General features: G+C 61.8%; 24 protein-coding genes and 2 rRNA genes (1 of these 26 cut by a window edge). 10 read left to right on the top strand and 16 right to left on the bottom strand.

The genetic code is table 11. The features are described 5' to 3' along the window. The first annotated feature begins 18 nt into the window (after nt 1–18). From ACHEXK_RS01025 to ACHEXK_RS00995, 7 genes are all read left to right on the top strand, one after another. Nucleotides 19–672 (top strand): thiol:disulfide interchange protein DsbA/DsbL, encoded by a 654-nt coding sequence (locus ACHEXK_RS01025; protein ID WP_416547399.1) that lies wholly within the window; start codon nt 19–21, stop codon nt 670–672. Nucleotides 673–832: 160 nt separating this feature from the next. Next, on the top strand, nt 833–1,471 hold the full coding sequence (lptA, locus tag ACHEXK_RS01020) for a lipopolysaccharide transport periplasmic protein LptA (RefSeq protein WP_416547398.1): 639 nt from the start codon (nt 833–835) through the stop codon (nt 1,469–1,471). Next, entirely contained in the window at nt 1,468–2,226 is a 759-nt protein-coding gene (gene lptB / locus ACHEXK_RS01015) for an LPS export ABC transporter ATP-binding protein (RefSeq protein ID WP_416547397.1), read from the top strand. The genes lptA and lptB overlap by 4 nt, the downstream gene beginning before the upstream one ends. Nucleotides 2,227–2,266: 40 nt before the next feature. Further along, entirely contained in the window at nt 2,267–3,808 is a 1,542-nt protein-coding gene (locus ACHEXK_RS01010) for an RNA polymerase factor sigma-54 (protein ID WP_416547396.1), read from the top strand. Between the two features lie 10 nt (nt 3,809–3,818). Next, entirely contained in the window at nt 3,819–5,147 is a 1,329-nt protein-coding gene (locus ACHEXK_RS01005) for a THUMP domain-containing class I SAM-dependent RNA methyltransferase (protein WP_416547395.1), read from the top strand. Nucleotides 5,148–5,239: 92 nt separating this feature from the next. Then, nucleotides 5,240–5,635 (top strand): PIN domain-containing protein, encoded by a 396-nt coding sequence (locus ACHEXK_RS01000; RefSeq protein ID WP_416548804.1) that lies wholly within the window; start codon nt 5,240–5,242, stop codon nt 5,633–5,635. An 80-nt stretch (nt 5,636–5,715) separates the two neighbouring features. Beyond that, nucleotides 5,716–6,492, top strand: a complete 777-nt coding sequence (locus tag ACHEXK_RS00995; RefSeq protein ID WP_416547394.1) for a UPF0149 family protein — start codon at nt 5,716–5,718, stop codon at nt 6,490–6,492. Between the two features lie 57 nt (nt 6,493–6,549). Here the strand turns inward: ACHEXK_RS00995 and ACHEXK_RS00990 are convergent, their stop codons facing one another. From ACHEXK_RS00990 to ACHEXK_RS00965, 6 genes are all read right to left on the bottom strand, one after another. Then, nucleotides 6,550–7,533: an alpha/beta fold hydrolase gene (locus ACHEXK_RS00990; protein WP_416547393.1), complete on the bottom strand. Its 984-nt coding sequence runs from the start codon at nt 7,531–7,533 to the stop codon at nt 6,550–6,552. After that, the gene (locus ACHEXK_RS00985; RefSeq protein WP_416547392.1) at nt 7,533–8,543 is read right to left on the bottom strand and encodes a Bug family tripartite tricarboxylate transporter substrate binding protein; all 1,011 of its coding nucleotides are present in this window, start codon (nt 8,541–8,543) and stop codon (nt 7,533–7,535) included. Before ACHEXK_RS00985 ends, ACHEXK_RS00990 begins: the two co-directional genes overlap by 1 nt. A gap of 85 nt (nt 8,544–8,628) precedes the next feature. Next, the gene (locus tag ACHEXK_RS00980; protein ID WP_416547391.1) at nt 8,629–10,191 is read right to left on the bottom strand and encodes a class I adenylate-forming enzyme family protein; all 1,563 of its coding nucleotides are present in this window, start codon (nt 10,189–10,191) and stop codon (nt 8,629–8,631) included. Next, entirely contained in the window at nt 10,191–11,459 is a 1,269-nt protein-coding gene (locus tag ACHEXK_RS00975; RefSeq protein ID WP_416547390.1) for an acyl-CoA dehydrogenase family protein, read from the bottom strand. The genes ACHEXK_RS00980 and ACHEXK_RS00975 overlap by 1 nt, the downstream gene beginning before the upstream one ends. Next, nucleotides 11,456–12,253, bottom strand: a complete 798-nt coding sequence (locus tag ACHEXK_RS00970) for an alpha/beta fold hydrolase (RefSeq protein ID WP_416547389.1) — start codon at nt 12,251–12,253, stop codon at nt 11,456–11,458. The genes ACHEXK_RS00975 and ACHEXK_RS00970 overlap by 4 nt, the downstream gene beginning before the upstream one ends. Further along, the gene (locus ACHEXK_RS00965) at nt 12,250–13,335 is read right to left on the bottom strand and encodes a peptidase M29 (protein WP_416547388.1); all 1,086 of its coding nucleotides are present in this window, start codon (nt 13,333–13,335) and stop codon (nt 12,250–12,252) included. Before ACHEXK_RS00965 ends, ACHEXK_RS00970 begins: the two co-directional genes overlap by 4 nt. Before the next feature lie 95 nt (nt 13,336–13,430). On the opposite strand from ACHEXK_RS00965, the gene ACHEXK_RS00960 reads away from it, so the two are divergent. Beyond that, the gene (locus ACHEXK_RS00960; protein WP_416547387.1) at nt 13,431–13,979 is read left to right on the top strand and encodes a flavin reductase family protein; all 549 of its coding nucleotides are present in this window, start codon (nt 13,431–13,433) and stop codon (nt 13,977–13,979) included. Further along, the gene (locus ACHEXK_RS00955) at nt 13,976–14,410 is read left to right on the top strand and encodes a MarR family winged helix-turn-helix transcriptional regulator (RefSeq protein WP_416547386.1); all 435 of its coding nucleotides are present in this window, start codon (nt 13,976–13,978) and stop codon (nt 14,408–14,410) included. The genes ACHEXK_RS00960 and ACHEXK_RS00955 overlap by 4 nt, the downstream gene beginning before the upstream one ends. Before the next feature lie 50 nt (nt 14,411–14,460). Here ACHEXK_RS00955 and ACHEXK_RS00950 read toward each other — a convergent pair whose 3' ends face one another. After that, nucleotides 14,461–15,111: a LysE/ArgO family amino acid transporter gene (locus ACHEXK_RS00950; protein ID WP_416547385.1), complete on the bottom strand. Its 651-nt coding sequence runs from the start codon at nt 15,109–15,111 to the stop codon at nt 14,461–14,463. Between the two features lie 73 nt (nt 15,112–15,184). Between ACHEXK_RS00950 and ACHEXK_RS00945 the strand changes: the two genes are divergently transcribed. Beyond that, on the top strand, nt 15,185–16,081 hold the full coding sequence (locus ACHEXK_RS00945) for a LysR family transcriptional regulator ArgP (protein WP_416547384.1): 897 nt from the start codon (nt 15,185–15,187) through the stop codon (nt 16,079–16,081). 4 nt (nt 16,082–16,085) lie between these two features. Here the strand turns inward: ACHEXK_RS00945 and ACHEXK_RS00940 are convergent, their stop codons facing one another. From ACHEXK_RS00940 to ACHEXK_RS00900, 9 genes are all read right to left on the bottom strand, one after another. Continuing rightward, nucleotides 16,086–16,481: a RidA family protein gene (locus ACHEXK_RS00940; RefSeq protein WP_108362442.1), complete on the bottom strand. Its 396-nt coding sequence runs from the start codon at nt 16,479–16,481 to the stop codon at nt 16,086–16,088. 51 nt (nt 16,482–16,532) lie between these two features. Continuing rightward, nucleotides 16,533–18,194 (bottom strand): AMP-binding protein, encoded by a 1,662-nt coding sequence (locus ACHEXK_RS00935; protein WP_416548802.1) that lies wholly within the window; start codon nt 18,192–18,194, stop codon nt 16,533–16,535. Between the two features lie 176 nt (nt 18,195–18,370). Beyond that, entirely contained in the window at nt 18,371–19,555 is a 1,185-nt protein-coding gene (locus ACHEXK_RS00930; RefSeq protein WP_416547383.1) for an acyl-CoA dehydrogenase family protein, read from the bottom strand. A gap of 3 nt (nt 19,556–19,558) precedes the next feature. Continuing rightward, nucleotides 19,559–20,419 carry an enoyl-CoA hydratase family protein gene (locus ACHEXK_RS00925; RefSeq protein ID WP_416547382.1) on the bottom strand — a complete coding sequence of 287 codons (861 nt, stop codon included), beginning with the start codon at nt 20,417–20,419 and terminating at the stop codon, nt 19,559–19,561. Continuing rightward, nucleotides 20,416–20,910, bottom strand: coding sequence for a MarR family winged helix-turn-helix transcriptional regulator (locus tag ACHEXK_RS00920; protein WP_416547381.1), 495 nt, complete (start codon nt 20,908–20,910; stop codon nt 20,416–20,418). Before ACHEXK_RS00920 ends, ACHEXK_RS00925 begins: the two co-directional genes overlap by 4 nt. After that, entirely contained in the window at nt 20,907–21,698 is a 792-nt protein-coding gene (locus ACHEXK_RS00915; RefSeq protein WP_416547380.1) for an SDR family NAD(P)-dependent oxidoreductase, read from the bottom strand. Before ACHEXK_RS00915 ends, ACHEXK_RS00920 begins: the two co-directional genes overlap by 4 nt. A 120-nt stretch (nt 21,699–21,818) precedes the next feature. Next, the gene (locus ACHEXK_RS00910; RefSeq protein ID WP_416547379.1) at nt 21,819–24,152 is read right to left on the bottom strand and encodes a bifunctional salicylyl-CoA 5-hydroxylase/oxidoreductase; all 2,334 of its coding nucleotides are present in this window, start codon (nt 24,150–24,152) and stop codon (nt 21,819–21,821) included. 210 nt (nt 24,153–24,362) lie between these two features. Continuing rightward, nucleotides 24,363–24,475, bottom strand: a 5S ribosomal RNA gene (gene rrf / locus ACHEXK_RS00905). A gap of 147 nt (nt 24,476–24,622) precedes the next feature. Beyond that, nucleotides 24,623–26,777: ribosomal RNA gene (locus ACHEXK_RS00900) — 23S ribosomal RNA — on the bottom strand (it continues 725 nt past the right edge of the window).

Genomic DNA, 26,777 nt, shown 5'->3' with positions numbered 1-26,777 from the left:
CTTTTTTGGAGTACCGACATGAAACGCCGTTTGTTTTCGACCCTCGCGTTGACCGCCACCGCTTGGTTGAACGCCCCCGTGGCTTGGGCCCAAGCCGCCCTGTTCAAATCTGGCAAGGACTTCCTGACCTTGGAGCGCCCCGTGGCCACCGAATCGGGCACGGGAAAAATCGAGCTGATCGAGTTTTTTTGGTACAGCTGCCCCCATTGCAATCAGTTTGAGCCCAGTTTTGCCCAATGGGTCAAAAATGCGCCCAAAGATGTGGTGGTTCGCCGCATGCCGGTGTCTTTCCGCGATGACTTTGCGCCGCAGCAGCGTTTGTTTTTCACCATCGAAGCCATGAACCTGATGGAAACGCTGCACCCCAAGGTGTTTGCCGCCATCCACGTGGAAAAACTGATGCTCAACACCGATGCCAGCGTGCTGGCCTGGGCCGAAAAGCAAGGTGTCGACAAAGCCAAGTTCAACGAGGTGTACAAGTCCTTTGGCGTGGCCAGCAAACTCAAGCGTGCTGTGCAACTGCAAAACGACTTCAAAGTCGAAGGCGTGCCCTCTCTGGGAGTGGCCGGGCGTTACTACATCGACGGCACCTTGGCCGGCAGCATGGAGCGGGCGCTGAAAGTGGCCGAATCCTTGATCGCGCAATCGCGCTCGGCAGGCGCCAAGAAATAAGGCAGCGCCCTTGCGTCGCGCTGAGCCCTGCTCAGCCCCAGCCCGTCCAAGCGCTTGTTTGGTCGGGTTTTTTTATGCCCTCAGCGCCCGCGTGGCCCCCCATCTGGCCGCGCCAACCCCTACAATCCAAACACCCCAATCAGCAAGATTCATGCCCTTAATGAAAATACGCCACATCATCGTCCTTTTTGCCGCAGGGATGTGTGGGCTTGGCATGCCCGCTTGGGCCGAAAAAGCCGACCGCGACAAGCCCTTGCTGATCGAAGCGGATGCCATGCGTCACGACGAAAACAAACTGCTGACCCACTTCACGGGCCAGGTGGTGGCTTTCAAAGGCACCATGGTGCTGCGCGGCGCTCGGATGGAAGTGCAACAAGACAAAAATGGGCAGCAAATCGCCCAAATTTGGGCGGCCCCCAATGAACGTGTGTTTTTCCGCCAAAAGCGCGAAGGCGTGGACGAGTTCACCGAGGGCGAGGGCGAAATGGTGATTTATGACAGCCAAGCCGACGTGGTGACCTTGGTGCAGCGGGCCGAGTTGCGCATTTTGCGCGGCACCGTTTTGGCCGATCAGATCACCGGGCAAAAAATCGTCTTCAACAACAGCACCGAAGTGATGACGGTCGACCGCCCTGCCCCGGGCACGAAATCCACAGACCCGCGCGATCAACGCGTGCGGGCCGTGCTGACCCCTCGAAGCAGCAAGTCCGCAGCCGCGCCTGCGGCGGCGCCCCCCGCCAGCCCCGCCTTGCCGGCTTTGCGGCTCAGTCCTGGCACAGGCGAGAGCAAAAAACCATGAATGCACCCGTCATCAGCAGCAGCTTGGTGGCGCACCACCTGAAGAAAGCCTATGGCAGCCGCAAGGTGGTGCACGACGTGTCCGTTGAGGTCGAAAAAGGCGCGGTGGTCGGCCTGCTGGGTCCCAACGGTGCGGGCAAAACCACCTCTTTCTACATGATCGTCGGCCTGGTGCGTGGCGATGGTGGGCAAATTCTGATCGACGGCCACGACGTCACGCGCATGCCCATCCACAAGCGCTCACGCATGGGCTTGTCCTACCTGCCGCAAGAGGCCTCGATCTTTCGCAAACTCACAGTGGCCCAAAACGTGCGGGCCATTTTGGAGCTGCAAACCGATGCGCAAGGCCGAGCCTTGTCGTCCGCAGACATCGAAAAACGCCTGAGCGATTTGTTGGCCGATTTGCGCGTCGAGCACCTGCGCGACTCGCCTGCCCTGGCCCTGTCGGGCGGAGAGCGCCGGCGCGTCGAGATTGCGCGCGCTTTGGCCACGGACCCGCGCTTCATTTTGCTGGACGAGCCCTTTGCCGGCATCGATCCGATTGCGGTGATCGAAATTCAACGCATCATCGCCTTCCTCAAGCAACGCGGCATCGGCGTGCTCATCACCGACCACAATGTGCGCGAGACGCTGGGCATTTGCGACCACGCCTACATCATCAGCGAAGGCCGTGTGCTGGCCGAAGGCACGCCTGACGAAATCGTGTCCAATGCCGAGGTCCGCCGGGTGTACCTGGGCGAACACTTCCGAATGTGATGAAACCCACACCGCCCGACCACCCCATGAAAGCACAGCCATGAAACCCGGTCTGTCGCTGCGCATGTCCCAGCACCTGGCGCTCACGCCCCAGTTGCAACAATCGATCCGCCTGCTGCAACTGTCCACGCTGGAGCTGTCGCAGGAGGTCGACCAGATGCTGGACGAAAACCCGTTTCTCGAGCGCAGCGAAGAGGAGGCCGCCGCCGAAGCCTTTGGTCTTCCGCAGTCCGACACGCACGTCAGCCTGGGCGACCGGGTCAGTGAAAGCGCCAGCACGTCCAGCAGCAGCGAAGATGGGCCCAGCGAAACCCGCGACGAAGCCGTCACCGATGTGGCCGAAAGCTGGGATGGCGATGGCAGCGTGGACATGCGCCCCGACGACAGCGAATGGGGCGGCGATGCCGGCCCTCGGCAAAGCAACGGCGAAGAAACCGCCGACGCCATCGACCTGGCCCGCAGCAGCGGCTCCCTGACCGATTTTTTGCACCGCCAAGCCTTGTCGCTGCGCTTGTCCGAAGTGGACAGTGCCGCCCTGCGCTTTTTGATTGAATCGCTCAACGACGACGGTTATCTGACCGAGTCCCTGCCCGAACTGGCGGCCAGCTTGGCCGGCAGCGATGACCATGAACAGATCGACGAACTGGTGCACCGCTTCACCGTGGCACTGGGATTGCTGCAGTCGCTCGAACCCGTGGGCGTGGGCGCCCGCGATTTGGCCGAATGCCTGCGCATCCAAATCAAAGCCTGGCTGAAGGACGATCCGGAGGATGAAGTCGCCCAAGCCGCGCTGGCCATTTGCAAGCAGCCCCTGGAGATGTTGGCCAAACGCGACTTCAAGCGCCTGGCCGTCTCGTGCGGCTTGGACGAAGCCTGGGTCAAAGCCGCCATCCCCTTCATCGCCAGGCTGGAGCCCAAGCCCGGCCGACCCTTTGTGCAGGCCGAGCAAAACATCATCATCCCCGATGTGTTGGTGGTGAACACCAGCAAGACCGCCACGCCGAAATTTCGCATCCAGCTCAACCCGGACGTGATGCCCAAATTGCGCGTGCACGACATCTATGCCAACGCCCTGCGCGGCAGCAAAGGCTCGTCTCATGCGGGCTTGCAACAGCGCCTGCAAGAAGCGCGTTGGTTCATCAAAAACATCCAGCAGCGCTTTGACACCATCTTGCGCGTGTCCACCGCCATCGTGGAACGCCAAAAGAATTTCCTCACGCACGGCGAGCTGGCCATGCGCCCGCTGGTGCTGCGCGAGATCGCTGACGAGTTGGGCATGCACGAGTCCACCATCAGCCGCGTGACCACGGCCAAATACATGTCCACCCCGCAGGGCACGTTTGAGCTGAAGTACTTCTTTGGCTCGGGGCTGGGCACCGACAGCGGCAGCGCCGCATCAAGCACCGCCGTGCGGGCGCTCATCAAGCAGTTTGTCGCCGCTGAAAAACCCGCCAAACCGCTGTCGGACAACCAGATTTCCGAGATGCTGAAAGAGCAAGGCATCGATTGCGCCCGCCGCACGGTGGCCAAGTACCGCGAAGCCCTGAAGATCGCGCCTGCCAACCTGCGCAAAACCCTTTGAGAGTATTTGAGTGAATTCATTGAACCTGTTCATGCCTTGCGCCGCTGGCGTTGAGGGCTTTTTGGCCGACGAGGTCCACGCCATCACGGGCCTCACAGGCCACGACCTGATGACCGGACGCGGTGGCGTGATGGCCCGCGCCTCGTGGCGCGACGCCATGCGCATCAACCTGCACAGCCGCCTGACCCAACGCGTGCTGGTGCAACTGTCCGTCACCGACTACCGCAACGAAAACGACCTGTACCGTGCCGCCAGCGAAGTGGCGTGGGAAATCTGGTTCACCCCCCAACAAACCTTCAAGATCGACATCACCGCACAGCACAGCCCGCTGACCAGTCTGAACTTTGCGGCCCTCAAAATCAAAGACGCGGTGGCCGACCGGTTTCGCGCCAAGCGCGGCGAGCGCCCCAGCGTCGACACCAGTTGGCCCGATGTGCGCATCTACGCCCACGTCACACCCGAAACCCTCACGCTCTACATCGACACCTCGGGCGAGCCGCTGTTCAAACGCGGCTGGCGCACCGACAAGGGTGACGCGCCCTTGAAGGAAACCCTGGCCGCCGCCATGCTCGCGGCCAGTGGCTGGGACGGCACCACCCCGCTGTACGACCCCTGCTGCGGCAGCGGCACCATCCCGATCGAAGCGGCGCAAATCGCCTGCGGCATTGCCCCTGGTTTGCAGCGCCGCTTTGGTTTCGAAAAATTGCTGCCCTTCCAGAACCACGTCTGGCAAGGCTTGATCGATGAAGCCCGCGACCACGAGCACGAACCCACCGCACCCATTTTTGGCAGCGATGTGGCATTCCGTATGGTTGACTTTGCCGAGCGCAACGCCGAACGCGCAGGCGTGTCGGGTGTGATCGAGTTCCGGGGTGGCGACGCCCTGCAACGCATGCCCCCCAGCGAGACGCCGGGCGTCTTGCTGCTCAACCCGCCTTATGGCGAGCGCATTGCCGCAGCGGGTGTGGCCGGGCGTGGGCGAGACAACTTCCAGCCAGGTGCGCTGGCAAGTTCTCGTGCCGCCGACCCAAGCCACCACCGCGAAACCGCCCAAACCCAAGACGGCGACGACAGCGTCGACTTCTTCGCCCAACTGGCCAGCCACTGGAAGAAGAACTACAGCGGCTGGAGCGCCTGGATGCTCACGCCCGATCTGAAGCTGCCCAGCAAAATGCGCCTGAAAGAATCGCGCCGCGTGCCCATGTGGAACGGCCCCATCGAATGCCGGCTGTTTCGCTTTGACATGATCAAGGGCAGCTTGAAGCGCTCACCCAGCGATGGCAGCAACAGCCCAACGGTCACCTCAGGCCCCGACGCATCGGGAACGTCTGCTCCATGAGTTGGGAGCGGGGCGCCCTGGTGAACCTTGAGGAGAACACCATCTGGCGTGATGGCGCCGGCGCAGATGGGGTTCAAACCTCGACACGCCGCGTGCTGGACACCAACATCGTGCTCGACCTGTGGGTGTTTGACGAACCCAAGGCCCAAGCACTGCGCACCAGCGTGGAGAGCGGCAGCACACAGTGGCTGGCCACCGCTGCCATGCGCGAAGAGCTGGCCCGCGTGCTGGCCTACCCGCAAATCGCCAAACGTCTGACGCACCGCGAGCTGCCCGCCAGCGCGGTGCTGGGCCACTTTGACCGTTGGGCCCAACTGCAGCCCGACGCACCCAAAGCCCCCTACGCCTGCAAAGACGCCGACGACCAAAAGTTCATCGACTTGGCCGTGGCCCACACCGCCGCCCTGCACAGCAAAGACGCCCAAGTGCTCTGCATGAAAAAGCGCCTGGAGCGCTGCGGCGTGGCGCTGAACCCCCTTTCCGTCTAGGCTCGTGCTGCGCTGACACGCCCGCGTGGCGATGCTTGTGCCGCCCACCTACAATCCAAGCCTGCAAAACAGGAACCCCCATGAACACGACCGCTGGCTTGGAAGCCGAAGACTTTGACACCTTGGACAACATCCTGGACGACCTGCGCGAGCGCTTTGAAGAGACGCCGCAGTGGGAGTTTTGTGAGGGTTTCATGGCGGCGCTGGTGTGCTGCCGTCGCGCCATTCCCGACAGCGAGTGGCTGCCCATGCTGCTGGGCATTGACCCGGACGAGAGGGATGGCGGCAGCTTTGCCGACGACGCTCAGCGCCAACAGTTCATGGCCTTGTGGCAGCGCCGTTTTGATGAAATCCAGCGCGCACTCGACACCCCCGTGGAGGCGCTGGACGACGACAAGGCCTATGCCCCAGAAGTGATGGACGTGCGCGGCGCGATCGCGTCGCTGCCCCCCGAAGAGCGTGAAGAAATCGACGACAGCGAGATCCCGTCGTTTGCCCAGGTCTGGGCCCTGGGCTTCATGTTCGCGGTGGAAAACTGGCCTGACGAGTGGGCCACGCCCAAGGACAAAGACGCGGCCAAGTGGCATGACCTGTCGCTCGAAGCGGTCGTGGCCTTGACCGAAGACGACAGCGATGTACCCACTTTGTCGGCCCTGTCGGAAGACGGTCCGCCCAGCGTGAGCGAGAACCGCCTGAACGCCTACGGCGAAGCTTTGTGGGCGGTGTATGACCTGCGCGAGATCTGGCGCAACATCGGGCCCCGCGTGGCGCAAGTCATCAAGGAAGCCACGCCAGGCCGCAACGATGCGTGCAACTGCGGCAGCGGTAAAAAATACAAAAAGTGCTGCGGCGCTTGAGCGCTTAGCTGTTCACCCCTGTCTGCTTTTCGCAGCGAGGGCGTTGCGCCTACACAATCAAACCATCCAGTTGGCCAGCGCGTCGCTGGTGGCTTCGGGCAGTTCCTCGGGAATGAAGTGGCCTGAGGCCATGACCTGACCAGACACATGGCCCGCGCATTGCGCCTGCCACAGCTCGACGGGTTTGAACATGCGGTTGACCACGCCTCGGCTTCCCCACAGCACCAGGGTATCGCAGGCAATTTTGTCGCCCCGCTCTCGGCCTTCGCGGTCGTGCTGCAGGTCGATGCCCGCGCTGGCGCGGTAGTCTTCGGCCGCGCTGTGGATCGCAGCGGACCAACCCTTGTCATTGAGTGCGGGGTTACAAAAGGCGCGTTCGTATTCGGCCAAGGCGTCAGGCTCGATGTAGCCCAAGCCCTGACTGCCCCAGCCGCCGAGCTTGGCGTGCAGATAAGGCTTGGGGTTGCCGCCGATCATGAACTCGGGCAGCGGAGCAGGCTGTGTCAGGTGAAACCAGTGGTAGTAGGCCTGTGCAAACACAAAGTAAGGGTCGGCCACAGGGCCGGAGACCTCGGGGGTTTTGCCCGGCCAAGTCCCCCAGTGACCGCTGTACATGTCGAAGGTGGGCGCAATGTCGATGACGCACAACTTCTTGACGCGCGGGGCATGGTCCAGCGCCAGCCGGTGTGCGACGCGGCCACCCCGGTCGTGACCGCACAGGAAGAAGTCGCCCACGCCCAAGGTGTCGAGCAGGCCCACCACTTCTTGCGCCATGGCGCGTTTGCTGTAGTGCGCGTGCTCGGCGTCGCCCACGGCGTGCGACGAGTCGCCATAGCCCCGAAGGTCGGGCATGAGCAAGCGATAACGACCGCGCAAGCTTTGCGCGACGCGGTGCCACATGACATGCGTTTGCGGAAAGCCGTGCAGCAGCACCAGCACAGGCAGGTGCGCTTGCGCAGCCCAATCGGCCGATCGGCGAAAGCAGACGGGCGAGCCATCCACCGTGAGGGTTTGCCGCTCGAAGCCGTCAAACCAGGCCATCAGTCGACCTTGGCGCCCGAGGCTTTGACGACTTCGGCCCACTTCTTGTGCTCGGCGTCAATCAGCGCGGCAAACTGGGCCGGCGTGTTGCCACTGGGGATGGCCCCCAAAGTGGCCAAGCGCTCCTTCATGGCCGCAGAGGCCAGCGACTTGGCGACCTCTTGCTGAATGCGGCTGACCACATCGGCGGGCGTGCCTGCCGGGGCCAGCAAACCGAACCAGCTGCTGGCTTCAAAGCCCTTGAGTCCGGCCGCCTCTTCCACCGTCGGCAAATCAGGCAGGGCTGCCGAGCGCTGGCTGCTGGTCACGGCCAGCGCCTTGAGTTTGCCCGCCTTGATGAGTTGCATGGCCGAGGGCAGGTTGTCGAACATCACGTCCATGCTGCCGCCCGCCAAATCCAGCAAAGCCGGGCCGGAGCCACGGTAAGGGATGTGCGCCATGAAGGTGCCGGTCTGCGATTTGAACAACTCGCCCGCCAAGTGGATGGAGGTGCCATTGCCGCTGGAGGCCATGTTCAGCTTGCCGGGATTGGCTTTGGCGTATTGGATGAAGTCGTTGACCGTGTTGATCTTGTTGGCCGCTGCTTTTTCGGCATTGACCACCATCACGTTGGGCACGCCCGCCACGAGGGTGATGGGGACAAAGTCCTTGAAGGGGTCGTAGGGCAGCTTGGCGTACAGGGCGCGGTTGATGCCGTGCGTGCCCACGGTGCCCATGAGCAGGGTGTAGCCGTCTCCAGCCGACTTGGCCACTTGTTCGGCCCCCAGGTTGCCGCCTGCACCGCCCTTGTTCTCGATGACGAACTGTTGGCCAAAGGCTTTACCCAGGTCAGGTGCGATGGCGCGGGCCAGGATGTCGGTGGTGCCGCCGGGTGCAAAAGGCACCACGATCTTGACCGGCTTGTTGGGCCAAGCGGTTTGCGCCCAGGCCATGGACGTTGTCGACAACAGCACTGCAGCCGCCAGGCCCAGGACCGGGCGACGTGTGAAATGGCGAGAGCGTTGAACCATGCGTATCTCCTTGATTTGATGCATCAAATCATGATGCCACGCAGGTGTGCCAGCGCTGTCACGCAGGCGAAGAAAGGGCTGGTTTTTAAGGGTTTGTCCCGGTCAAAAGGGCCTGCAAGGCGGGCTTTTGCACCTTGCCCAATGCGCTTTTGGGCAGGGCGTCCATGAAGACCACGCGGCGCGGCAGCTTGAATCGGGCGATGCGCGACTGCAGGTGTTGCAGCACGACTTCGGCGCTCAAGGCCTGCCCCGCGGCGTTTGGGCTGCGCACCAGCACCGCCACAGGCACTTCGCCCCAGCGCGCATCGGGCAGCCCGACCACCGCGCTCTCGGCCACCCCGAGCAGGGTGACGAGCTGGTTTTCGATTTCGGCCGGGTAAATGTTTTCGCCACCCGAGATGACCATGTCCTTGCTGCGGCCCACGATGGTGATGCAGCCGTCCTCGGCCCGCTGGCCCAAATCACCCGAATGGAACCAGCCGTCCTGCAAACCCGTGTTGGGCTCGCCGTCGGCACGCCAGTAGCCACGCATCAGGTTGGGGGCGCGGATGCAGACTTCACCCGTCTCGCCTTGTCCAACTTCCTGCCCTTGGGCGTCCATCAGTTTGACCTGCGCCTGCGGGTGCGGCCAGCCCGACGCGCCCACGCGGGCCATGGCATCCGGCAGGCGCAGCACGATGGACACAGGACCGGTCTCGGTGGTGCCATAGACCTGGCCCACGGGTACGCCCCGTGCATGCAGCGTTTCGAGGTAAGCCACAGGCACGGTGGACGAGCCGGTCATGATGCCGCGCAGGCAAGCGAGCGGGGTGTCGACCCAGCGCGGGTGTTCAAACACGGCGCGCATGGTGGCGGGCACCAAGAGGGACAGTGTGGGGCGGCTGGTGTGCATTTCATCCAACCAAGCCGATGGATCAAAGCGCGGATGCAAGACCACCTCCACCCCCGCCAGCAGCGCAGGCAGGGTCTGGATGCACAGGCCGCCCACATGGAACATCGGCAACGTGGACAGCACCTTGTCGCCCGGACCAAAGTCGTGTGCCCAGGCACTGGCATGGGCATTGGCCAGCAGGGCAGCTTGTGTGTGCACCGCGCCCTTGGGCACGCCTGTGGTGCCCGAGGTGTAGACCAGCAGCAGTGGCAAGTCGCCATGCACATCACTGTGCATTTTGAGCAGTGGCAGCGCACGAGGCGAGGCGGTGGCAATCAGGCTGTCGTGGTGGGTGTGCTCCAGGTCCGCCCCTTGCAGCGCCTGGGCCGTGATGGCATGGTGGCCATCGTGCACCAGCAGGCGCGGCTGGGCGTCCTGCATGACCTGCTGCAGCTCGGGCACAGCCAGGCGAAAGTTGAGCGGCAAAAACACCGCGCCCAAACGGGCGCAGGCCACCAGCGTGACCAACTGCAGCTCGTGGTTGAAGCCGAGCCAGGCCACGCGGTCGCCCGGCTGCACCCCCCAAGTCGATTGCAGGTGCGCCGTGACGCGCGCCACGCGCCGCCAGAACTTGGCAAAGTCGTAGGCGAAGGTGCTGTCACCGGTCTGGGTGGCTTTGCGCTCGTCGCCCCGAAAGGTCATGGCGGGCTGCGTGCCGCAGTCCTGCGCCAGTTGCGCAAAGCGGGCCGCGAGGGGGCTGGTTTCGTCGCTCCACATCACTCGTCTTTTTCGCCAGGTTCGTACAAGGCTTCGCGGCCAATGCGGTCCATGCACAGCTCGGCTGTCCAGGGCAGCATGAGCGAGCCGCAGCGTGCATCGCGGTACAGGCGCTCCAGCGGCAGGCTTTTGAGCATGGACTGACCGCCGCAAGTGCGGATCGCCAAACGGGCGATGTCTTGTGCGTTTTCCATGATGGTGTACTGCGCGGCATAGGCACGCAGCCGGGTGGACTTGCTCGGGTCCACCTTGGCGTCTTCGATGGCGCGCAAAAAGAGGTTGCGGGTTTGTTCGAGCTTGATGAACATCTCGGCCACCGCGATCTGCTTGGTGGCGAACTGTCGGCGCTTGACGGGGCCCGTGCCCGCCATCTCGCCACGCAAATAGGCCACGGTGAAGTCGTAAGCCGCTTGCGCGATGCCCATGTAGGTGGGCGAAAGCGTCATGAACATGTGCGGCCAGCGGCTGGCGGCCTGAAAGTACAGGCCTTGCGGCATGAGCGCTGCGTCGTCGGGCACGAACACGTCTTTGAATATCAAATTGCGCGATACGGTGGCGCGCATGCCCAGCGGGTCCCAGTCGCCTTCGATGGTCAGGCCCGGCGCCGTGCGGGGGATGGCCAGGTACAGGGTGTCGCGGCGCGAAAGGTCGGCGCCCTCTTTTTTCTCGGTACAGAGCACGCCGAAGTAATCGGCCGCATCGGACAGAGACGCGAAGATTTTTTTGCCATTGATCTGCCAGCCGCCCTCGACCTTGACAGCGAGGGTGCCAAAGGGTTGCGCCCCTGAAGCCGCAGCGCCGCCTTCTGAAAAAGGTTGCGCGTAAATCGCCCCGTCTTTGACCACCCGGGCAAAGTGGGTGGCCTGGTGATTGCGGTGTGAGGCGCGTTGCTCGGGCGTCATCTCCAGGTCTTCGGACAGCAAGCCGCTCCAGAGCATGGTGCAGACATGCATGTTGAAGGTGAGCGCGGTGGCGCCACAGTAGCGCCCGATCTCGGCCGAGACCATGGCATAAGTGGCGTAATCGGCCCCCTGCCCGCCATGCGCTTCGGGCACGCACAGCGCCAGCAGGCCCGAGTCGCGCATGTCGTCGTAGTTGGCAAACGGGAACTGCGCGTCGCGGTCGAGCTGCGCGGCACGGGGGGCAAACTTTTCGCGGCCGAGTTGCCGGGCCAGTGCCATCAGCTTTTGCTGCTTCTCGGTCAGGGGGTAGTCGTCGCCACAGATGGGCATGACGTCTGGTTGAGTGGGGGCTTGCACGTCGGTCATGGTTTCACGTCCTTCAGAAATTTTTCGAGTTCGGCGTTGAACGCCGCAGGCTGTTCGTAGTGCAGCAAATGCCCCGCCCCGGCCAGGCAGGCGTAGCGCGCACCCGGAATCTTTTGCGCCATGCGTTCCATCACGGAGGGCGGTGCGGTGCGGTCATGCTCTGCCGCCAGGCACAACACGGGCACGCTGAGGGTGGGCAATGCGGCGCGTTGCTCAAACTGCACCAGCGCATGCAGTGCGGCGCGGTAGGTGGCAGGCGGCACGGCCGACATGCTCTGGTGCGCCGACTCCAGATGGGCGGGGATCGTGGGCGCGGCATGGCCACCGGGCGCGGCCATGGTGGGGATCAGCTTGCCCGCGATGTCGCCCATGCTCTGGCCCGCCTCGAGCGGGGCCAGGCGCTGCGCCAAAAACTGCTTTTGAAAATCACCGTCGCTGTGGCCAAACGCCGGGCTGCTGGCGGCCAGCAGCAGGCCACGGATGCGCTCTGGCTTTTGCGTCCAAGCTTGCAGGGCAAGCATGGCCCCCATGCTGTGGCCCACCAACACGGCCTGCTCGATGTGCGCCGCGTCCAGCATCTGCCAGAGGGCTTGTGCCAAGTGCGCAAAGTCATAGGGGGTGACCATGGGGCTGTCGCCATAACCGGGCATGTCCCAGGCCAGGCTGCGCCAGCCCAAAGCAGCCACATGCGCTTGCTGCGCTGCCCAACCGTGCCGGCCACCGCCCACGCCATGCAAGAACACCACAGCAGGCTGTGTGGACAAACCCACATCCGTAAAGGCTGGTGCGTTCATGCCAGCGCCGCGCTCACGACTTGGCCCGCATCGACCACCACCGTGTCGTCGAGCCGAATGGTGCAGCCGCGCATGGGCAGGTCAAAGTGGCCCAGGGTGTGGCGGCCCGCGACTTCGTTGGCCCCGGTGGAATACAAAAAGTTGCCCGCAAAGGCCCGCAACTCGGTGCCGTTGCAGTCGCGCTTGTCGTAAAACGCCATGGCGTCCCAACGCGCCGCCGGGTTCAGGCCAAAGCCCACATGCGAGACGGCATAAGCGGCGCGGTGGCCCTCGGCGTCTTCCCAGGCTTTCCAATAGCCGCGCATCATGTCCACATCCACGCCCTGCCCCTCGATGGCGACCACGCTGTCGTTCTCAATGGTCAGGCGGATCGTGTCGCGCAAATAGCTTTTGAAGGTCAGGTTCACATCACCCGGGGCCATGACCAGCGTGCCGTTGACACTGCCTGCGGCCGGGAAAGCCAGCGCCAGCCCAGCGGGCCAGTGCGACACCATGCCCGGCTTGGGGCAAAAGCCCCACACACCGCCGACCACCGCTTGTTGGTCGCCCTGTTTCAGGTTCACGCGCAGTTCTGTGCCTGCAGCAGACGTCACATGCATCTGCTGCGCGCCACGCAGTTTCTTCATGGCCGAACGGACCACGCCTTCGAGCGCCGGATCGGGCACGGTGCGCTCCAAAATTTCAGGGTGCTCGTTGGACACCATCAAGAGACGCGGCATGTGGCCGTCCACGCCCTTCATGATGGTCGGCAACTCGGGGGCGTGCAGCAGGCCTTCGACAGTGCAGTCCACCACCATGTCGGCGCGGGCCAATGCAGCCACCACGGGGCCGAGCTGGCCAATCGCGTCGCTGGCGCCTGTGGAGCGCACGGGCGCGGGAGCGGTGAGCGCAGGCGTCGTCAACGTCACTTCGAACACACGGGCGCCCATGGCCTCCAGCGCGAGGCGGGCCAAGTCCACGTTGACCCGGCGTGATTGGGTTTCGGCCAAAATGGCAACCACTTCGCCAGGCTGCACCTTGCACAGCGTGAAGGTGCGGGTAAAGGCCGCGAGCCACCTGTTTTCGATTCGCTCCACCAGCATGCTTGTCTCCTTGGCCTGCAGCTCTGAACGGTTCACCTGCAGACATGGATGGTCAGTTTATATGAAAATTCATGCAATTCAACTATCATCCCCCCATGCACCAAGCCCCCCCATCTCACATCAAAGCGCTCAGTCCAGACTTTGAAACGCCACATTTCAAGCAAGCCTTGTCGCGCTTTGCCACGGGGGTGACCGTCATCACCACCTTTGCGCCCGGCGCACACAAGGGCGACTTGGCCAGCAGCAGCTTTATGGGCATCACCGCCAGTTCATTCAACTCGGTGTCGCTCACGCCGCCGCTGGTGCTGTGGAGCCTGGGGCAAGGCGCCAGCAGCGCACCGCTGTTCCATGCGGGCACGCATTACGTGGTGAACGTGTTGGCCGCCGATCAGCTCGATGTCTGCAACCGTTTTGCCTTCGGCAAGGGCGACCGCTTTGCCGACACCGCTTACACGCTGGGCGAGTCGGGTTTGCCCATTTTGGATGGGGCGCTGGCCTGGTTTGAATGCCACAACCGCAGCCGTCACGAAGAAGGCGACCATGTGATTTTTGTGGGCGAGGTGGAGCGCTGCGGTTTCAGCGATGGCTCGGCCCCACTCGTCTACCAAGGCGGTCGGTTCAGCACCACGGTGGCACTGTCATGAGCAGCACGCCAGGCTTCGTCGACGACTACCTGGCCTATTTGCTGGCACGCGCCAGCCATTTGATTTCGAGCGAGTTCCATGCCGTGGTCGAGGCCAGCGGCCTGAGCCTCATGGAGTGGCGCGTCATGGCCAGCCTGTCTGGCAAAGACAGTTTGAGCATCAACGAACTCGCCAGCATCGTGCTGGCCAAACAACCCACCGTGACCAAGCTGGTGGGCCGCATGCAAGACGCCGGGTGGGTCAAGCGCTGCGACGCCGCACACGACAAACGGCAAAGCCTCGTGAGCCTCACGGCCGCAGGGCAGCGCAAGGTCAAACCCTTGCTGGAGCAGGCACGAGCGCACGAGTCCCAGGTCATGAAAGACATCGGCACAGTGCAGCTGCATCAACTCAAGCGGGACTTGGAGCGATTGATTGCCCAGCGGAGCTGAGCGCACCAGCCCTGGCTTGGCACGGGCACAGCGCCACAGTTCTGGCGTGCTCACCCCCCGCTCAGGGCGAGTTTCACCATCCACGCCGCCAGAACCCACATGGTCAAGCCAATCAAACCATCCAGCACCTGCCAAGCCTTGGGCCGCGCAAACCAGGGGGCCAGGTAACGCGCACCAAAACCCAAGAGGCCAAACCACAGCAGGCTGGCGGCACTCGCGCCCCCGATGAACCAGCCCTGCAAGGGCGAAGGTTGTTGGGCCCCCATGCTGCCCATGAGCAGCACTGTGTCCAGGTACACGTGGGGATTGAGCAGTGTGAACGCCGCCGCCTGCGCCAGCACGGCGGCTCGACCCAGACTGGCCCCGTCTGCTTTGGTTTGCAGTGTCTGCACGCGTCTGGCCCTTTGCAGCGCACGCCCGCCATAAACGGCCAAGAACACCGCCCCAACCCATGCCAGCGCACGCGCCAAGCCTGGCCGATCACCCAGCGCTTGGGCCATACCGAGCACACCCGCGCTGATCAAGGCCGCATCGGCCACGGCGCAAAACAGCACCACCGTGGCCACATGCTCACGCCGCAGCCCTTGCCGCAAAACAAATGCATTTTGCGCACCAATGGCGACAATGAGCCCCAAGCTGAGGGCCAAGCCTTGCGTGAACACTGGGAAAACGAGGGATGCGCTGGACAAAAAAGTCATCATGCAGTCAGTCTGCCAGACCACCAGCATGAAGACAAACTGTCTTTTCTTAATCAAAGTTAGCTAAACTTCATTCATGCTGGATTACGCCGCTTTGTCTGCTTTGGCTGCTGTCGTGAGAGAGGGCAGCTTTGACCGTGCTGCGCGTGCCCTGCATGTCACACCATCGGCGATCTCCCAGCGTGTTCGGCAACTTGAAGAACGGGTCGGCTGTGCTTTGGTGGTGCGTGGCCAGCCCTGCACAGCCACGGCCGCTGGACGCCGACTTTGCCAACATGTGGACCGCGTGCGACTGCTCGAGCACGAAGTACAAGACCTGTTGCCTGCGCTCGCCTCGCCAAATTGTGCGCGTTTAATGCTGCCGATTGCGGTCAACGCCGACAGCTTGGCCACCTGGTTCGCGCCGACTTTGGCCACCTTTGCCGAACAACACCCCGTCCTGATGAACGTCAGCGTCGACGACCAAGACCACACCGCCGAGTGGCTGCGCAGTGGTGCGGTGCTGGCCGCGGTCACGGCCACACCGCGCGCGGCCTCTGGCTGCAACAGCCGAGCGCTGGGTCGCATGCGCTATGTGGCGGCGGCCAGCCCCCTGTTCATGCAACGTCATTTTGCCGATGGGGTCGATGCTGACAGTCTGGCCAAAGCCCCCAGCTTGGTGTTCAACAACAAGGATGCACTGCAAGCACGCTGGGTGCACCGCCTGTGCCAACACCCTGTGGAATTACCCAAACACACGCTGCCCTCATCTGAGGCTTTTGTGACCGCGGCCATGAAGGGCATGGGCTGGGGTCTGCATCCAGAATGGCTGATCGCCCCTCACCTTGAAAAAGGCTCACTGGTCACCTTGCTGCCCGACATGCCGCTGGACGTCCCTTTGTACTGGCAGCATGCGCGCGCAGCGTCGGGGTTACTTGAACGATTGAGCCAAGCCGTCATCCACGCTGCCCGCTCTGCACTCCTGCAACCTTGATCGCTCAATCGGGCACCACCGCCGTGACCTCAATCTCGACCAAGGCCCGATCTTCGACCAGATCAGCCACCTGCACCAGCGTCATGGCCGGGTAGTTCTTGCCGATGACTTCCTGATAGACCTTGCCCAGCTCGCGGCCACGGGCCAGGTATTCCTGCTTGTCTTTGACGTACCAGGTCATGCGGGCCATGTGCTGCGGGCCTGCGCCTGCGCAGGCCAGTGTGTCGACGATGTTTTGCAAGGCCTGGCGGCACTGGGCCACAAAGTCGTCGGTCTCGAATTGGGCCTGGCCGTTCCAGCCGATCATGCCCGCGACGAACACCATGCGGCCACGCGCTTCGATGCCGTTGGCATAGCCTTTGGCGGGTGCCCAGCCTTCGGGTTGCAAGACGTTGAACATTCGTTTTCCTTTGATCAGTTGGGGACAAAGCTAAAGATCTGTCCCGCAAGGTTAATTTTTGACTGAAATTTGACGCAGCTTGAAGCGCTGCAGTTTGCCGGTTTCGGTGCGGGGCAGGGCGTCCAAAAAGACCACCTTGCGCGGGTACTTGAACGGAGCAATGGTTTGTTTGACGTGCTCTTGCAAGGCTTTTTCCAAGGTCGCATCGCCCGTGTGGCCGGGCTTGAGCACCACATAAGCCTGCACGATGTGCCCGCGGTCTTCGTCGGGCATGCCGACCACGCCGCATTCGGCCACGGCCGGGTGTTGCAACAACGCGCCTTCCACCTCGGGGCCTGCAATGTTGTAGCCCGCCGAGATGATCATGTCGTCGTTGCGCGCCTGGTAGCTGAAGTACCCGTCCAAGTCCATCACGAAGGTGTCGCCGGGCAGGTTCCAGCCGTCTTTCACATAGTCTTGCTGGCGCGGGTCGGCCAGGTATTTGCAGCCTGTGGGGCCGCGCACGGCCAGCCGCCCCACGGTACCGGGTGGCACGGGTTGCATGTCATCGCCCACGATCTGCGCCACATAGCCGGGCACCACTTGGCCAATGCTGCCGGGGCGCACTTGCGCGCCCGCACTCGAGATGTAGATGTGGATCACTTCGGTGCCACCAATGCCATCGGTCATCTCGATGCCTGTGGCCTGCTTCCACAGCTGGCGGGTGGCGTCAGGCAAGGCCTCGCCTGCCGAGACGGGGTGCTTGAGGCTCGACAGGTCAATGCCTTTGGCCAGCACCGCCATCTGGCGGTACATCGTGGGCGCGGTGTAGCACTGCGTGGCGCGGTACTTGGCAATGGTCTGCATCAAGGTCTCGGGCGTGTGCTTTTCCAGCAGCACCGTGCTCGCCCCAAAGCGCAGTGGGAACGCCAGCAGACCACCCAGTCCAAAAGTGAAGGCAATCGGCGGTGTGCCACAGACCACATCGTTTTCATCCATTTCCAAAATGTGGCGCGGGAACAAATCGCACATGGCCAGCACATCGCGGTGGAAGTGCAGGGTGCCCTTGGGCTTGCCCGTGGTGCCGCTGGTGAACGCGATCAGGCACACATCGTCGCGGCTGGTGGCGTGGGGCGTGTAAGCACCAATTTGCTGCGCCATGCGGTGCTCGAGGCCATCGGGGGCATCGCTGCGAAACTGCACCAGTTGCTGCAAGCTGGCCATGTGGCTGGCGTGGCCGGGCGTCATGCAGTGCTGCAGTTCGTCGGCCAGCAGGCTGTCGCACAGCGCGGCGCTGACCTGCGCTTTGTCGATGATCTGGGCCAGCTCGCCCGCACGCAGCAGCGGCATGGTGGGCACCGCCACCAGGCCGGCCTTGATTGCGCCCAGCAAGCAAGCCGCCATCATGGGGCTGTTACCGCCGCGCAGCAAAATGCGGTTGCCGGGCACGAGGCCCATGTCTTGTGTCAACACCTGGGCGATGCGGTGGCTCTTGTCTTGCAACTGCGCATACGTCCAGCTGAAGTCGCCACCGCCCTTGTTGAAGTCGCTCACGCCATGCAGCGCGATGCGATTGCCGCGTCCTTCACTCACATGGCGGTCCACCAGTTCCACCGCGCAGTTGATCCGGTCCGGGTAGTCCAACTCGGGCCGGTCGGCCATGAACACAGGCAGCTGGTCTTTGGGAGGCAGCCGGTCGCGCGCAAAGGTGTCGGTGTGGCTGCTGGGCAGCAGTTGGTTCCAGTCCTTCATGTCCTTGTCTCCTTTTTTTATTTCTGTTGTGCAAACGTCTCTGCACCACGCTGTCGAGGGGCCCCGGGGGCGGGGGCCGATTTCTGCGTACCCCCGCAGCATGAGGCCCCCGCCCCCGGGGCCCCTCGGCACCTCACCCGGTCAGCCAGAACGAACCATCAGCCCTTCAACACATCCTTGCCAATGATCAACTGCTGCACTTCCGTCGCCCCTTCGTAAATCCGCAGCGCCCGGATTTCGCGGTACAGCGACTCCACCATCACGCCTTTTTTAACGCCCATGCCGCCGTGCATCTGCACCGCCATGTCGATGATCTGCTGGGCGTTTTCGGTGGCCGTCATCTTGGCCATGGCCGCTTCGCGGGTGATGCGCCCGCCTTGGTCGCGCAGCCAAGCGGCGCGGTACGTCAAGAGCGTGGCCGCGTCCAGCAGGGTGGCCATCTGCGCGATCTTGGTCTGGGTGATCTGAAAGTCGCCCAAGCTTTGGCCAAACATCTTGCGCGAACGCGCCCAAGCAATGGACTCGTGCAGCGCACGCCGCCCAAAGCCCAAGGCGGCTGCGGCCACCGAGGTGCGGAACACATCGAGCGTGGCCATGGCGACCTTGAAGCCCTGGCCCGCCTCGCCAATGCGCTGGTTGGCAGCGACTTTGCAGTTGTCAAACTTGAGCGTGGCCAGCGGGTGCGGCGCGACCACGTCGATGCGTTCTTCGATGGACAAACCCGGCGTGTCGGCATCCACAATGAAAGCCGTGATGCCGCGGGCACCGGGCGCTTCGCCTGTGCGGGCGAACACCACATAAAAGTCGGCAATGCCGCCGTTGCTGATCCAGGTCTTGCGGCCGCTCAGCACATAACCGTCTGCCGTAGCCATGGCGCTGCACTGCATGGCGGCCACATCGGAGCCTGCATCGGGTTCGCTCAAGGCAAAGGCGCTCAAGGCCTGGCCCGACGCCACACGCGGCAGATAGCGCTGCTTTTGATCGGCTGTGCCCATGAGGCTGATGGCGCCTGTGCCCAAGCCTTGCATGGCAAAGGCGAAGTCAGACAAGCCGTTGTGAAAAGCCAGTGTTTCGCGCAGCAGGCAGAGCTGGCGGGTGTCGATCACATCCGATGCGGCGCCGTAGGTCGTGCCCGATACCGCGTGTTTGAGCCAACCGCCGCTGCCCAGCAGGCGCACCAAGCGGATGCATTCGGCGTCCACCGCGTCGCGGCTTTCATCGTGGTGCGCGTGGGCCAGGTGCGCGTTGCACCAGGCGTCGAGCCGCACTTTGAAGTCGCGGTGGCTGTTGTCGAAGAAAGGCCAGTCGAGTTCTGGCGGGTGATTGGTGGGGTGGTCTGACATGGCTCAGTCCCCTTCAAAAACGGGCGTTTGCTTGGCCACAAAGGCGTGGTACGCCCGATGGAAGTCGTTGGTGGCCATGCAAATGGCTTGGGCTTGGGCTTCGGCCTCAATGGCTTCGTCCACGCCCATGTTCCATTCTTGTTGCAGCATCTTTTTGGTGATGCCGTTGGCAAAGGTGGGGCCGGCCACCAGTTGGGCAGCGATCGCTTGTGCATCGGCCAGCACGGTGCTTGCCTCACACACGCGGTTGTAAAAGCCCCAACGCTCGGCTTCCAGCGCGCCCAGGCCGCGCCCGGTGAAGAGCAGCTCGCTCGCACGCCCTTGGCCAATGATGCGCGGCAAGAGCGCGCACGCGCCCATGTCGCAACCGGCCAAGCCCACCTTGTTGAACAGAAAGTAGGTCTTGCTGCGCTCAGTACCGTAGCGCAGGTCAGACGCCATGGCCAAAATCGCTCCGGCCCCGGCGCACACGCCATCGATCGCCGCGATGATGGGTTGTGGGCAGGCGCGCATGGCCTTGACCAAGTCGCCCGTCATGCGGGTGAAGGCCAAGAGGCCAGGCATGTCGAGTTGGGTGAGCGGGCCGATGATCTCGTGCACATCGCCCCCCGAGCAAAAGTTGCCGCCCTCGCCCGTGATGACCACGGCGTGGATGTCGGGTGCGTAGGGCAAGGCTCGGAAAAAGTCACGCAGCTCGGCGTAGGAGTCAAACGACAGCGGGTTCTTGCGCTCGGGGCGGTTCAGGCTCACGGTGGCCACACCGCCATTGACGGACAGCAAAAAATGCGCGGGCTGGTAACCCGCCATGGGCTGGTTGTGGCGGGGCAGCTGGTGCGGCTGACCTGGCAGATAGCGTTGGCTCATGGGGTCTCCTTCAAGTGTGTGGGGGTGCCGGACTTCAAGGTCCCTAGCAGTTGATGCAGCTGTGTCTGTTCGCTGTCGGCCAGCGGACCCAACAATTCAACCACCCAGCCCTCGTGCGCCAGCGCCATGGCCGCGAAAGCGCTGCGCCCGTCTGCGGTCAGACTGACGGTGAACGAGCGGCGGTCGCTGGTCTGCATTTGCCGTTGCACCAGTTGTTCTTTTTCCAACTGGTCGACGATGGCTGTGACGTTGCCGCCCGTGACCATCATGCGGCGCGACAGCTCGCTCATCGACAAGCCTTGCGGCTCGCGCTCGAGCTGCGCCATCAAGTCAAAACGCGGCAGCGTGATGCCAAATTGTTCGCGCAGCCGCTGGCGGATCGTGTCTTCGATGCGGGTGGTGGCCGAGAGCAGACGCAACCACAGGCGCAGCGATGCGTGGTGGTCAGCGTGTGCGCGCACTTCCATGTCCGTGTCTTGTCGTGCACTCATGACACCAACTCCCCACCATCGATGGCAATCGATTGACCGTTGATCGCATCACTCCCCGCCGCGCACAGCCACAGCACGCTTTGCGCCACCTCGTGCGGCTGCACCAGACGCTGCTGCGGATTGCTGGCAGCCAAGGCTTGGCGCGCTTCGGCTTCGCTCTTGCCGGTTTTGCTCACGATGTTTTGCACCGCTTCGCGCACGATGTCGGTCTCGGTGTAACCGGGACAAATCGCGTTCACGGTCACCCCTTTGCGGGCCAATTCAAGGGCCAGCGCTTTGGTCAGGCCCACCACGCCATGCTTGGCGGCCACATAGGCACTCACATAGGCATAACCTTTGAGACCCGCCGTGCTGGCGATGTTGACGATCCGCCCGGGCGTGCCACTCTTCGCTGCTTCGAGCATGCCCGGCAGCACGGCTTGGATGCAGTGGTAAGTGCCTGTGAGGTTGACGTTCAGCATCTGCTGCCACAGCGCGGCATCGGTCTTGGCAAAAGGCGCGCTGTGCGCCTGGCCCGCGTTGTTGACCAGGATGTTCACCGGGCCCAAGTGGGCCTGTGCCTGCTGCACCGCCGCTTGCACGGCGTGTTCATCGGCCACATCCATGGGCGCGATCAGCACCGCCACGTCGGGCACCTGTGCACGCAGTGCCTCGGCTTGCGCCTGCAGCGTGCTGTGCGAGCGGCCACACAGGGTCAAGCGGCAACCCACTTGCGCGAGCTGCAGTGCGATGGCCGCGCCAATGCCTGCACCCGCACCTGTGATGAGGGCGTGACGGTTGCTCAGCATGCATTCACCTCTGTGGGAGCGGCGCCCTCGCTGCGAAGGACATTTGTGGGAGCGGTGCCCTCGCCGCGATGTGCGCCCAATCGCCGCGAGGGCGCGGTCCCTACAATTTGATGCGACATCTCAGTCCCCCTTTGTCACAGCCTGTTGGGCGCGTTCGCGGGCAAAAGCGGCTTCAAGCTGAGGCTTGCCCGACACATAAGCTCGCGGCCAAGCGATGTCTTTGAAGCCAATGCGTGCGGCTTCGGTCAGCGTCCAAGCCGGGTTGGCCAAGTGCGGACGGGCCACTGCACACAAGTCGGCGCGGCCAGCGGCCAAAATGCTGTTGACGTGGTCGGCCTCACTGATGGCGCCGACGGCGATGGTGGCGATGCCCGCTTCTTGGCGGATGCGGTCGGCAAAGGGGGTTTGGTACATGCGGCCATAGGTGGGCTTTTGTTGCGCACTGACCTGGCCCGACGAGCAGTCGATCATGTCGGCGCCAGCGGCTTTGAAGGCGCGCGCGATCTCGACCGCATCGGTGGGTGTGATGCCGCCTTCGACCCAGTCGTGCGCCGAGATGCGCACCGACATGGGCAGGTCTTTGGGCCAAGCAGCGCGCACAGCGGCAAACACTTCGAGCGGGTAACGCAGGCGGTTGACGAGCGAGCCACCGTATTCGTCGGTGCGCTCATTGGTCAACGGGCTGATGAAGCTCGACAGCAAGTAGCCGTGGGCGCAGTGCAACTCCAGCCAGTCAAAACCCGCTTGCGCTGCGCGCTGCGTGCTGGCCACAAAGTCGGCCGTGACGCGGACCATGTCGGCGCGGCTCATGGCGCGGGGCACATCGCCGTGCGGCAAATAGGGTTGCGCCGAGGCCGCCAGCAAGGGCCAGTTGCCTTCTGCGTCGTCAGCGGGCACAGGCTGGTCCATGCCAGCGCCTTGCCATGGGCGACAGGTGGAGCCTTTGGGTCCAGCGTGGCCGATCTGCAAGCCGATTTTCGCGTCAGATTTGGCATGTACCCAGTCCACGATTTTTGCAAAGTCGGTGGTGTGCTGGTCATGCCACAGGCCCGGGCAGCCATGCGTGATGCGCCCGTCGGCGCTGGGCGCGGTCATCTCGACCATCACCAGCCCGGCGCCGCCCATGGCGCGTGCGCCCAGGTGCACCAGGTGGTCGTCGCCCACGCGGCCGTCCACGGCCATGTATTGCGCCATAGGGGAAACCACCACGCGGTTCTTGAGCGTGACAGAGCGTTGTGTGTAGTGGGTGAACATGGGGGGACGAATGCCCGGCATGGCCGTGCGGCCGGCAAACCAGGCCTCGTAACCTTCCAGCCAGGCTTTGTCGCGCAGACGTAAATTCTCGTGACTGATGCGCTGGCTGCGGGTGAGCATGGAGTACATGAACTGCTCAGGTTCGAGCTGGTCGCAGTAGCGCTCGCCACACACCTCGAACCATTCCATCGCGTTCCAAGCGGCGTTTTGCAGGCGGATCACATCGATCTCGCGCACGGCTTGGTAATGTTTCAGCACCTCGGGAATCCGCTCGGCGCTGTCGCCCAGCGCCTTGAACTGACGCACCAATTCAATGGCATCTTCGAGCGCAAGCTTGGTGCCCGAGCCAATGGCAAAGTGCGCGGTGTGCACCGCATCGCCCATCAGCACCACATGGCTGTTGCCGTTGAAGTGTGACCAGTTGGCGCACTTGACGCGCTGGAAGTTGAGCCATGCCGAGCCACGCAGATGGCGGGCGTTGGTCATCAGCTTTTCGCCCTTCAGGTTTTTGGCAAAGAGCTTTTCACAGAATGCAATCGACGTGTCTTGGTCAGCTTTATCCAGCCCGTGTGCCAGCCAGACATGCTCGGGACATTCGACGATGAAAGTCGAGGTTTCGTTGTCGAATTTATAGACGTGCGCCTGAAACCACCCGTGCTCGGTCTTTTCGAACAAAAAGGTGAAGGCGTCGTATTGGCGGTGCGTGCCCAACCAGATGAAACGGTTGGGACGGGTGACGATGTCGGGCTTGAATACCTCAGGCATGCGGCTGCGCACACGCGAATTGACGCCATCACTGGCAATGATGAGATCGGCATCAGGAAAGTCCAGATCCGAGTTCACGTCTTGCTCGAACATGAGTTTGACACCGACTTGTTCGCATCGGTCTTGCAAAATATTGAGCAGCTTCTTGCGGCCAATGCCCACAAATCCGTGGCCACCTGAGCGGATCACACGGTCTTTGAAGTGCAACTCGATGTCATCCCAATGGTTGAAGGCCTGCTCCACCTGGGCAGCGGTCTCGGTGTCCCACTGTCGCATGTTCTCCAACGTTTGGTCTGAAAAGACCACACCCCAACCAAAGGTGTCATAGGGTTTGTTCCGCTCCACCACGGTGATGTCGTGGTGGGGGCCCAGCTTTTTCATCAGCAAAGCGAAATACAAGCCAGAAGGACCACCGCCGATGCACACGATATTCATTTTCGCTCTCTTTGCAGTTGACAATCGAGTCAACTAATTCAGACCTAGATAATTGAAGTCTGAAGTATTTGAGCAAAAGATGATGCAGTCAATCCGGGAATTACCCGTAGCAACAAATCGTGACATGGGAGTGGTGTTGGACCGTCAGCAATGTGCGTTGCACAAAGCAAAACGCCCCACCGAATGGTGAGGCGTTTTGGGCTGTTAGAAGCCTGACGATGTCCTACTTTCACACGGGAATCCGCACTATCATCGGCGCTAAGTCGTTTCACTGTCCTGTTCGAGATGGGAAGGAGTGGGACCAACTTGCTATGGTCATCAGGCATAACTTGTTGTCATCTTGACCAAGTCAAGACAACGAATTCATAGAGTTTCGAATCAGATTTCGGCTCTTCAGCCATTTTTGAATGCGTCAACTTGGCATAACTTCCTTGACCAATGCACACCTTGCGGCGTGTGATCAAAGTTATAGGGTCAAGCCTCACGAGCAATTAGTACAGGTTAGCTTAACGCATTACTGCGCTTCCACACCCTGCCTATCAACGTCCTGGTCTTGAACGACTCTTTAGGGGGCTCAAGGCCCCGGCAGATCTCATCTTGAAACGAGTTTCCCGCTTAGATGCTTTCAGCGGTTATCTCTTCCACACTTAGCTACTCGGCAATGCCACTGGCGTGACAACCGATACACCAGAGGTGTGTCCACTCCGGTCCTCTCGTACTAGGAGCAGGCTTCCTCAAATCTGCAGCGCCCACGGAAGATAGGGACCAAACTGTCTCACGACGTTTTAAACCCAGCTCACGTACCTCTTTAAATGGCGAACAGCCATACCCTTGGGACCGGCTACAGCCCCAGGATGAGATGAGCCGACATCGAGGTGCCAAACACCGCCGTCGATATGAACTCTTGGGCGGTATCAGCCTGTTATCCCCAGAGTACCTTTTATCCGTTGAGCGATGGCCCTTCCATACAGAACCACCGGATCACTATGTCCTACTTTCGTATCTGCTCGACTTGTCAGTCTCGCAGTTAAGCACGCTTATGCCATTGCACTATCATCACGATGTCCGACCGTAACTAGCGTACCTTCGAACTCCTCCGTTACGCTTTGGGAGGAGACCGCCCCAGTCAAACTGCCTACCATGCACTGTCCCCGATCCAGATAATGGACCTAGGTTAGAACCTCAAACACACCAGGGTGGTATTTCAACGTCGGCTCCACTGAAACTAGCGTTCCAGCTTCAAAGCCTCCCACCTATCCTACACAGATCTGTTCAAAGTCCAATACAAAGCTACAGTAAAGGTTCATGGGGTCTTTCCGTCTTTCCGCGGGGAGATTGCATCATCACAAACATTTCAACTTCGCTGAGTCTCAGGAGGAGACAGTGTGGCCATCGTTACGCCATTCGTGCAGGTCGGAACTTACCCGACAAGGAATTTCGCTACCTTAGGACCGTTATAGTTACGGCCGCCGTTTACTGGGACTTCAATCAAGAGCTTGCACCCCATCATTTAATCTTCCAGCACCGGGCAGGCGTCACACCCTATACGTCCACTTTCGTGTTTGCAGAGTGCTGTGTTTTTATTAAACAGTCGCAGCCACCGATTTTTTGCAACCCCGTTGGGCTCCCTCTGTTCGAGTTCACCTACTTGGGGCATACCTTCTCCCGAAGTTACGGTATCAATTTGCCGAGTTCCTTCTCCTGAGTTCTCTCAAGCGCCTTAGAATACTCATCTCGCGCACCAGTGTCGGTTTGCGGTACGGTCAATGACAAGCTGAAGCTTAGTGGCTTTTCCTGGAAGCAGGGTATCACTCACTTCAGGTGCAAGCACCCTCGTTATCACCCCTCATCTAAGCCCGGCGGATTTGCCTACCGAGCACGACTACAGGCTTGAACCAACATATCCAACAGTTGGCTGAGCTAACCTTCTCCGTCCCCACATCGCACTTGTCATCGGTACAGGAATATTGACCTGTTTCCCATCAGCTACGCATCTCTGCCTCGCCTTAGGGGCCGACTCACTCTACGCCGATGAACGTTGCGTAGAAAACCTTGCGCTTACGGCGAGGGGGCTTTTCACCCCCTTTAACGCTACTCATGTCAGCATTCGCACTTCTGATACCTCCAGCAGGGTTTACACCACCACCTTCACAGGCCTACAGAACGCTCTCCTACCACTTGCAATAAATTGCAAATCCGCAGCTTCGGTAACTGGCTTAGCCCCGTTACATCTTCCGCGCAGGACGACTCGATCAGTGAGCTATTACGCTTTCTTTAAATGATGGCTGCTTCTAAGCCAACATCCTGACTGTTTTAGCCTTCCCACTTCGTTTCCCACTTAGCCAATTTTAGGGACCTTAGCTGGCGGTCTGGGTTGTTTCCCTCTTGAGTCCGGACGTTAGCACCCGGTGCTCTGTCTCCCAAGCTGTACTCATCGGTATTCGGAGTTTGCCTTGGTTTGGTAAGTCGCCATGACCCCCTAGCCAAAACAGTGCTCTACCCCCGATGGTAATACTTGAGGCACTACCTAAATAGTTTTCGGAGAGAACCAGCTATTTCCAAGTTTGTTTAGCCTTTCACCCCTATCCACAGGTCATCCGCTAATTTTGCAACATTAGTCGGTTC

This window comes from Limnohabitans sp. DCL3 (assembly GCF_048019295.1).
Classification (GTDB): Bacteria; Pseudomonadota; Gammaproteobacteria; order Burkholderiales; family Burkholderiaceae_C; genus Limnohabitans_A.
The sequence above is the reverse complement of the archived record's forward strand: the minus strand, read 5'-3'. Positions and strand labels throughout refer to the sequence as shown.

Bases quoted from the DNA above. Each gene is read 5' to 3' on its own strand.
- lptB (WP_416547397.1), top strand. From the start codon at position 1,468: ATGAATGCACCCGTCATCAGCAGCAGCTTGGTGGCGCACCACCTGAAG.
- ACHEXK_RS00980 (WP_416547391.1), bottom strand. From the start codon at position 10,191: ATGTGGAGCGACGAAACCAGCCCCCTCGCGGCCCGCTTTGCGCAACTG.
- ACHEXK_RS00995 (WP_416547394.1), top strand. From the start codon at position 5,716: ATGAACACGACCGCTGGCTTGGAAGCCGAAGACTTTGACACCTTGGAC.
- lptA (WP_416547398.1), top strand. From the start codon at position 833: ATGAAAATACGCCACATCATCGTCCTTTTTGCCGCAGGGATGTGTGGG.
- ACHEXK_RS00965 (WP_416547388.1), bottom strand. From the start codon at position 13,335: ATGCTGGTGGAGCGAATCGAAAACAGGTGGCTCGCGGCCTTTACCCGC.
- ACHEXK_RS00925 (WP_416547382.1), bottom strand. From the start codon at position 20,419: ATGAGCCAACGCTATCTGCCAGGTCAGCCGCACCAGCTGCCCCGCCAC.
- ACHEXK_RS00920 (WP_416547381.1), bottom strand. From the start codon at position 20,910: ATGAGTGCACGACAAGACACGGACATGGAAGTGCGCGCACACGCTGAC.
- ACHEXK_RS00945 (WP_416547384.1), top strand. From the start codon at position 15,185: ATGCTGGATTACGCCGCTTTGTCTGCTTTGGCTGCTGTCGTGAGAGAG.
- ACHEXK_RS01010 (WP_416547396.1), top strand. From the start codon at position 2,267: ATGAAACCCGGTCTGTCGCTGCGCATGTCCCAGCACCTGGCGCTCACG.
- ACHEXK_RS00960 (WP_416547387.1), top strand. From the start codon at position 13,431: ATGCACCAAGCCCCCCCATCTCACATCAAAGCGCTCAGTCCAGACTTT.
- ACHEXK_RS01025 (WP_416547399.1), top strand. From the start codon at position 19: ATGAAACGCCGTTTGTTTTCGACCCTCGCGTTGACCGCCACCGCTTGG.
- ACHEXK_RS00950 (WP_416547385.1), bottom strand. From the start codon at position 15,111: ATGATGACTTTTTTGTCCAGCGCATCCCTCGTTTTCCCAGTGTTCACG.
- ACHEXK_RS00990 (WP_416547393.1), bottom strand. From the start codon at position 7,533: ATGGCCTGGTTTGACGGCTTCGAGCGGCAAACCCTCACGGTGGATGGC.
- ACHEXK_RS00975 (WP_416547390.1), bottom strand. From the start codon at position 11,459: ATGACCGACGTGCAAGCCCCCACTCAACCAGACGTCATGCCCATCTGT.
- ACHEXK_RS00940 (WP_108362442.1), bottom strand. From the start codon at position 16,481: ATGTTCAACGTCTTGCAACCCGAAGGCTGGGCACCCGCCAAAGGCTAT.
- ACHEXK_RS00910 (WP_416547379.1), bottom strand. From the start codon at position 24,152: ATGAATATCGTGTGCATCGGCGGTGGTCCTTCTGGCTTGTATTTCGCT.
- ACHEXK_RS00985 (WP_416547392.1), bottom strand. From the start codon at position 8,543: ATGGTTCAACGCTCTCGCCATTTCACACGTCGCCCGGTCCTGGGCCTG.
- ACHEXK_RS00970 (WP_416547389.1), bottom strand. From the start codon at position 12,253: ATGAACGCACCAGCCTTTACGGATGTGGGTTTGTCCACACAGCCTGCT.
- ACHEXK_RS00930 (WP_416547383.1), bottom strand. From the start codon at position 19,555: ATGTCAGACCACCCCACCAATCACCCGCCAGAACTCGACTGGCCTTTC.
- ACHEXK_RS00955 (WP_416547386.1), top strand. From the start codon at position 13,976: ATGAGCAGCACGCCAGGCTTCGTCGACGACTACCTGGCCTATTTGCTG.
- ACHEXK_RS00915 (WP_416547380.1), bottom strand. From the start codon at position 21,698: ATGCTGAGCAACCGTCACGCCCTCATCACAGGTGCGGGTGCAGGCATT.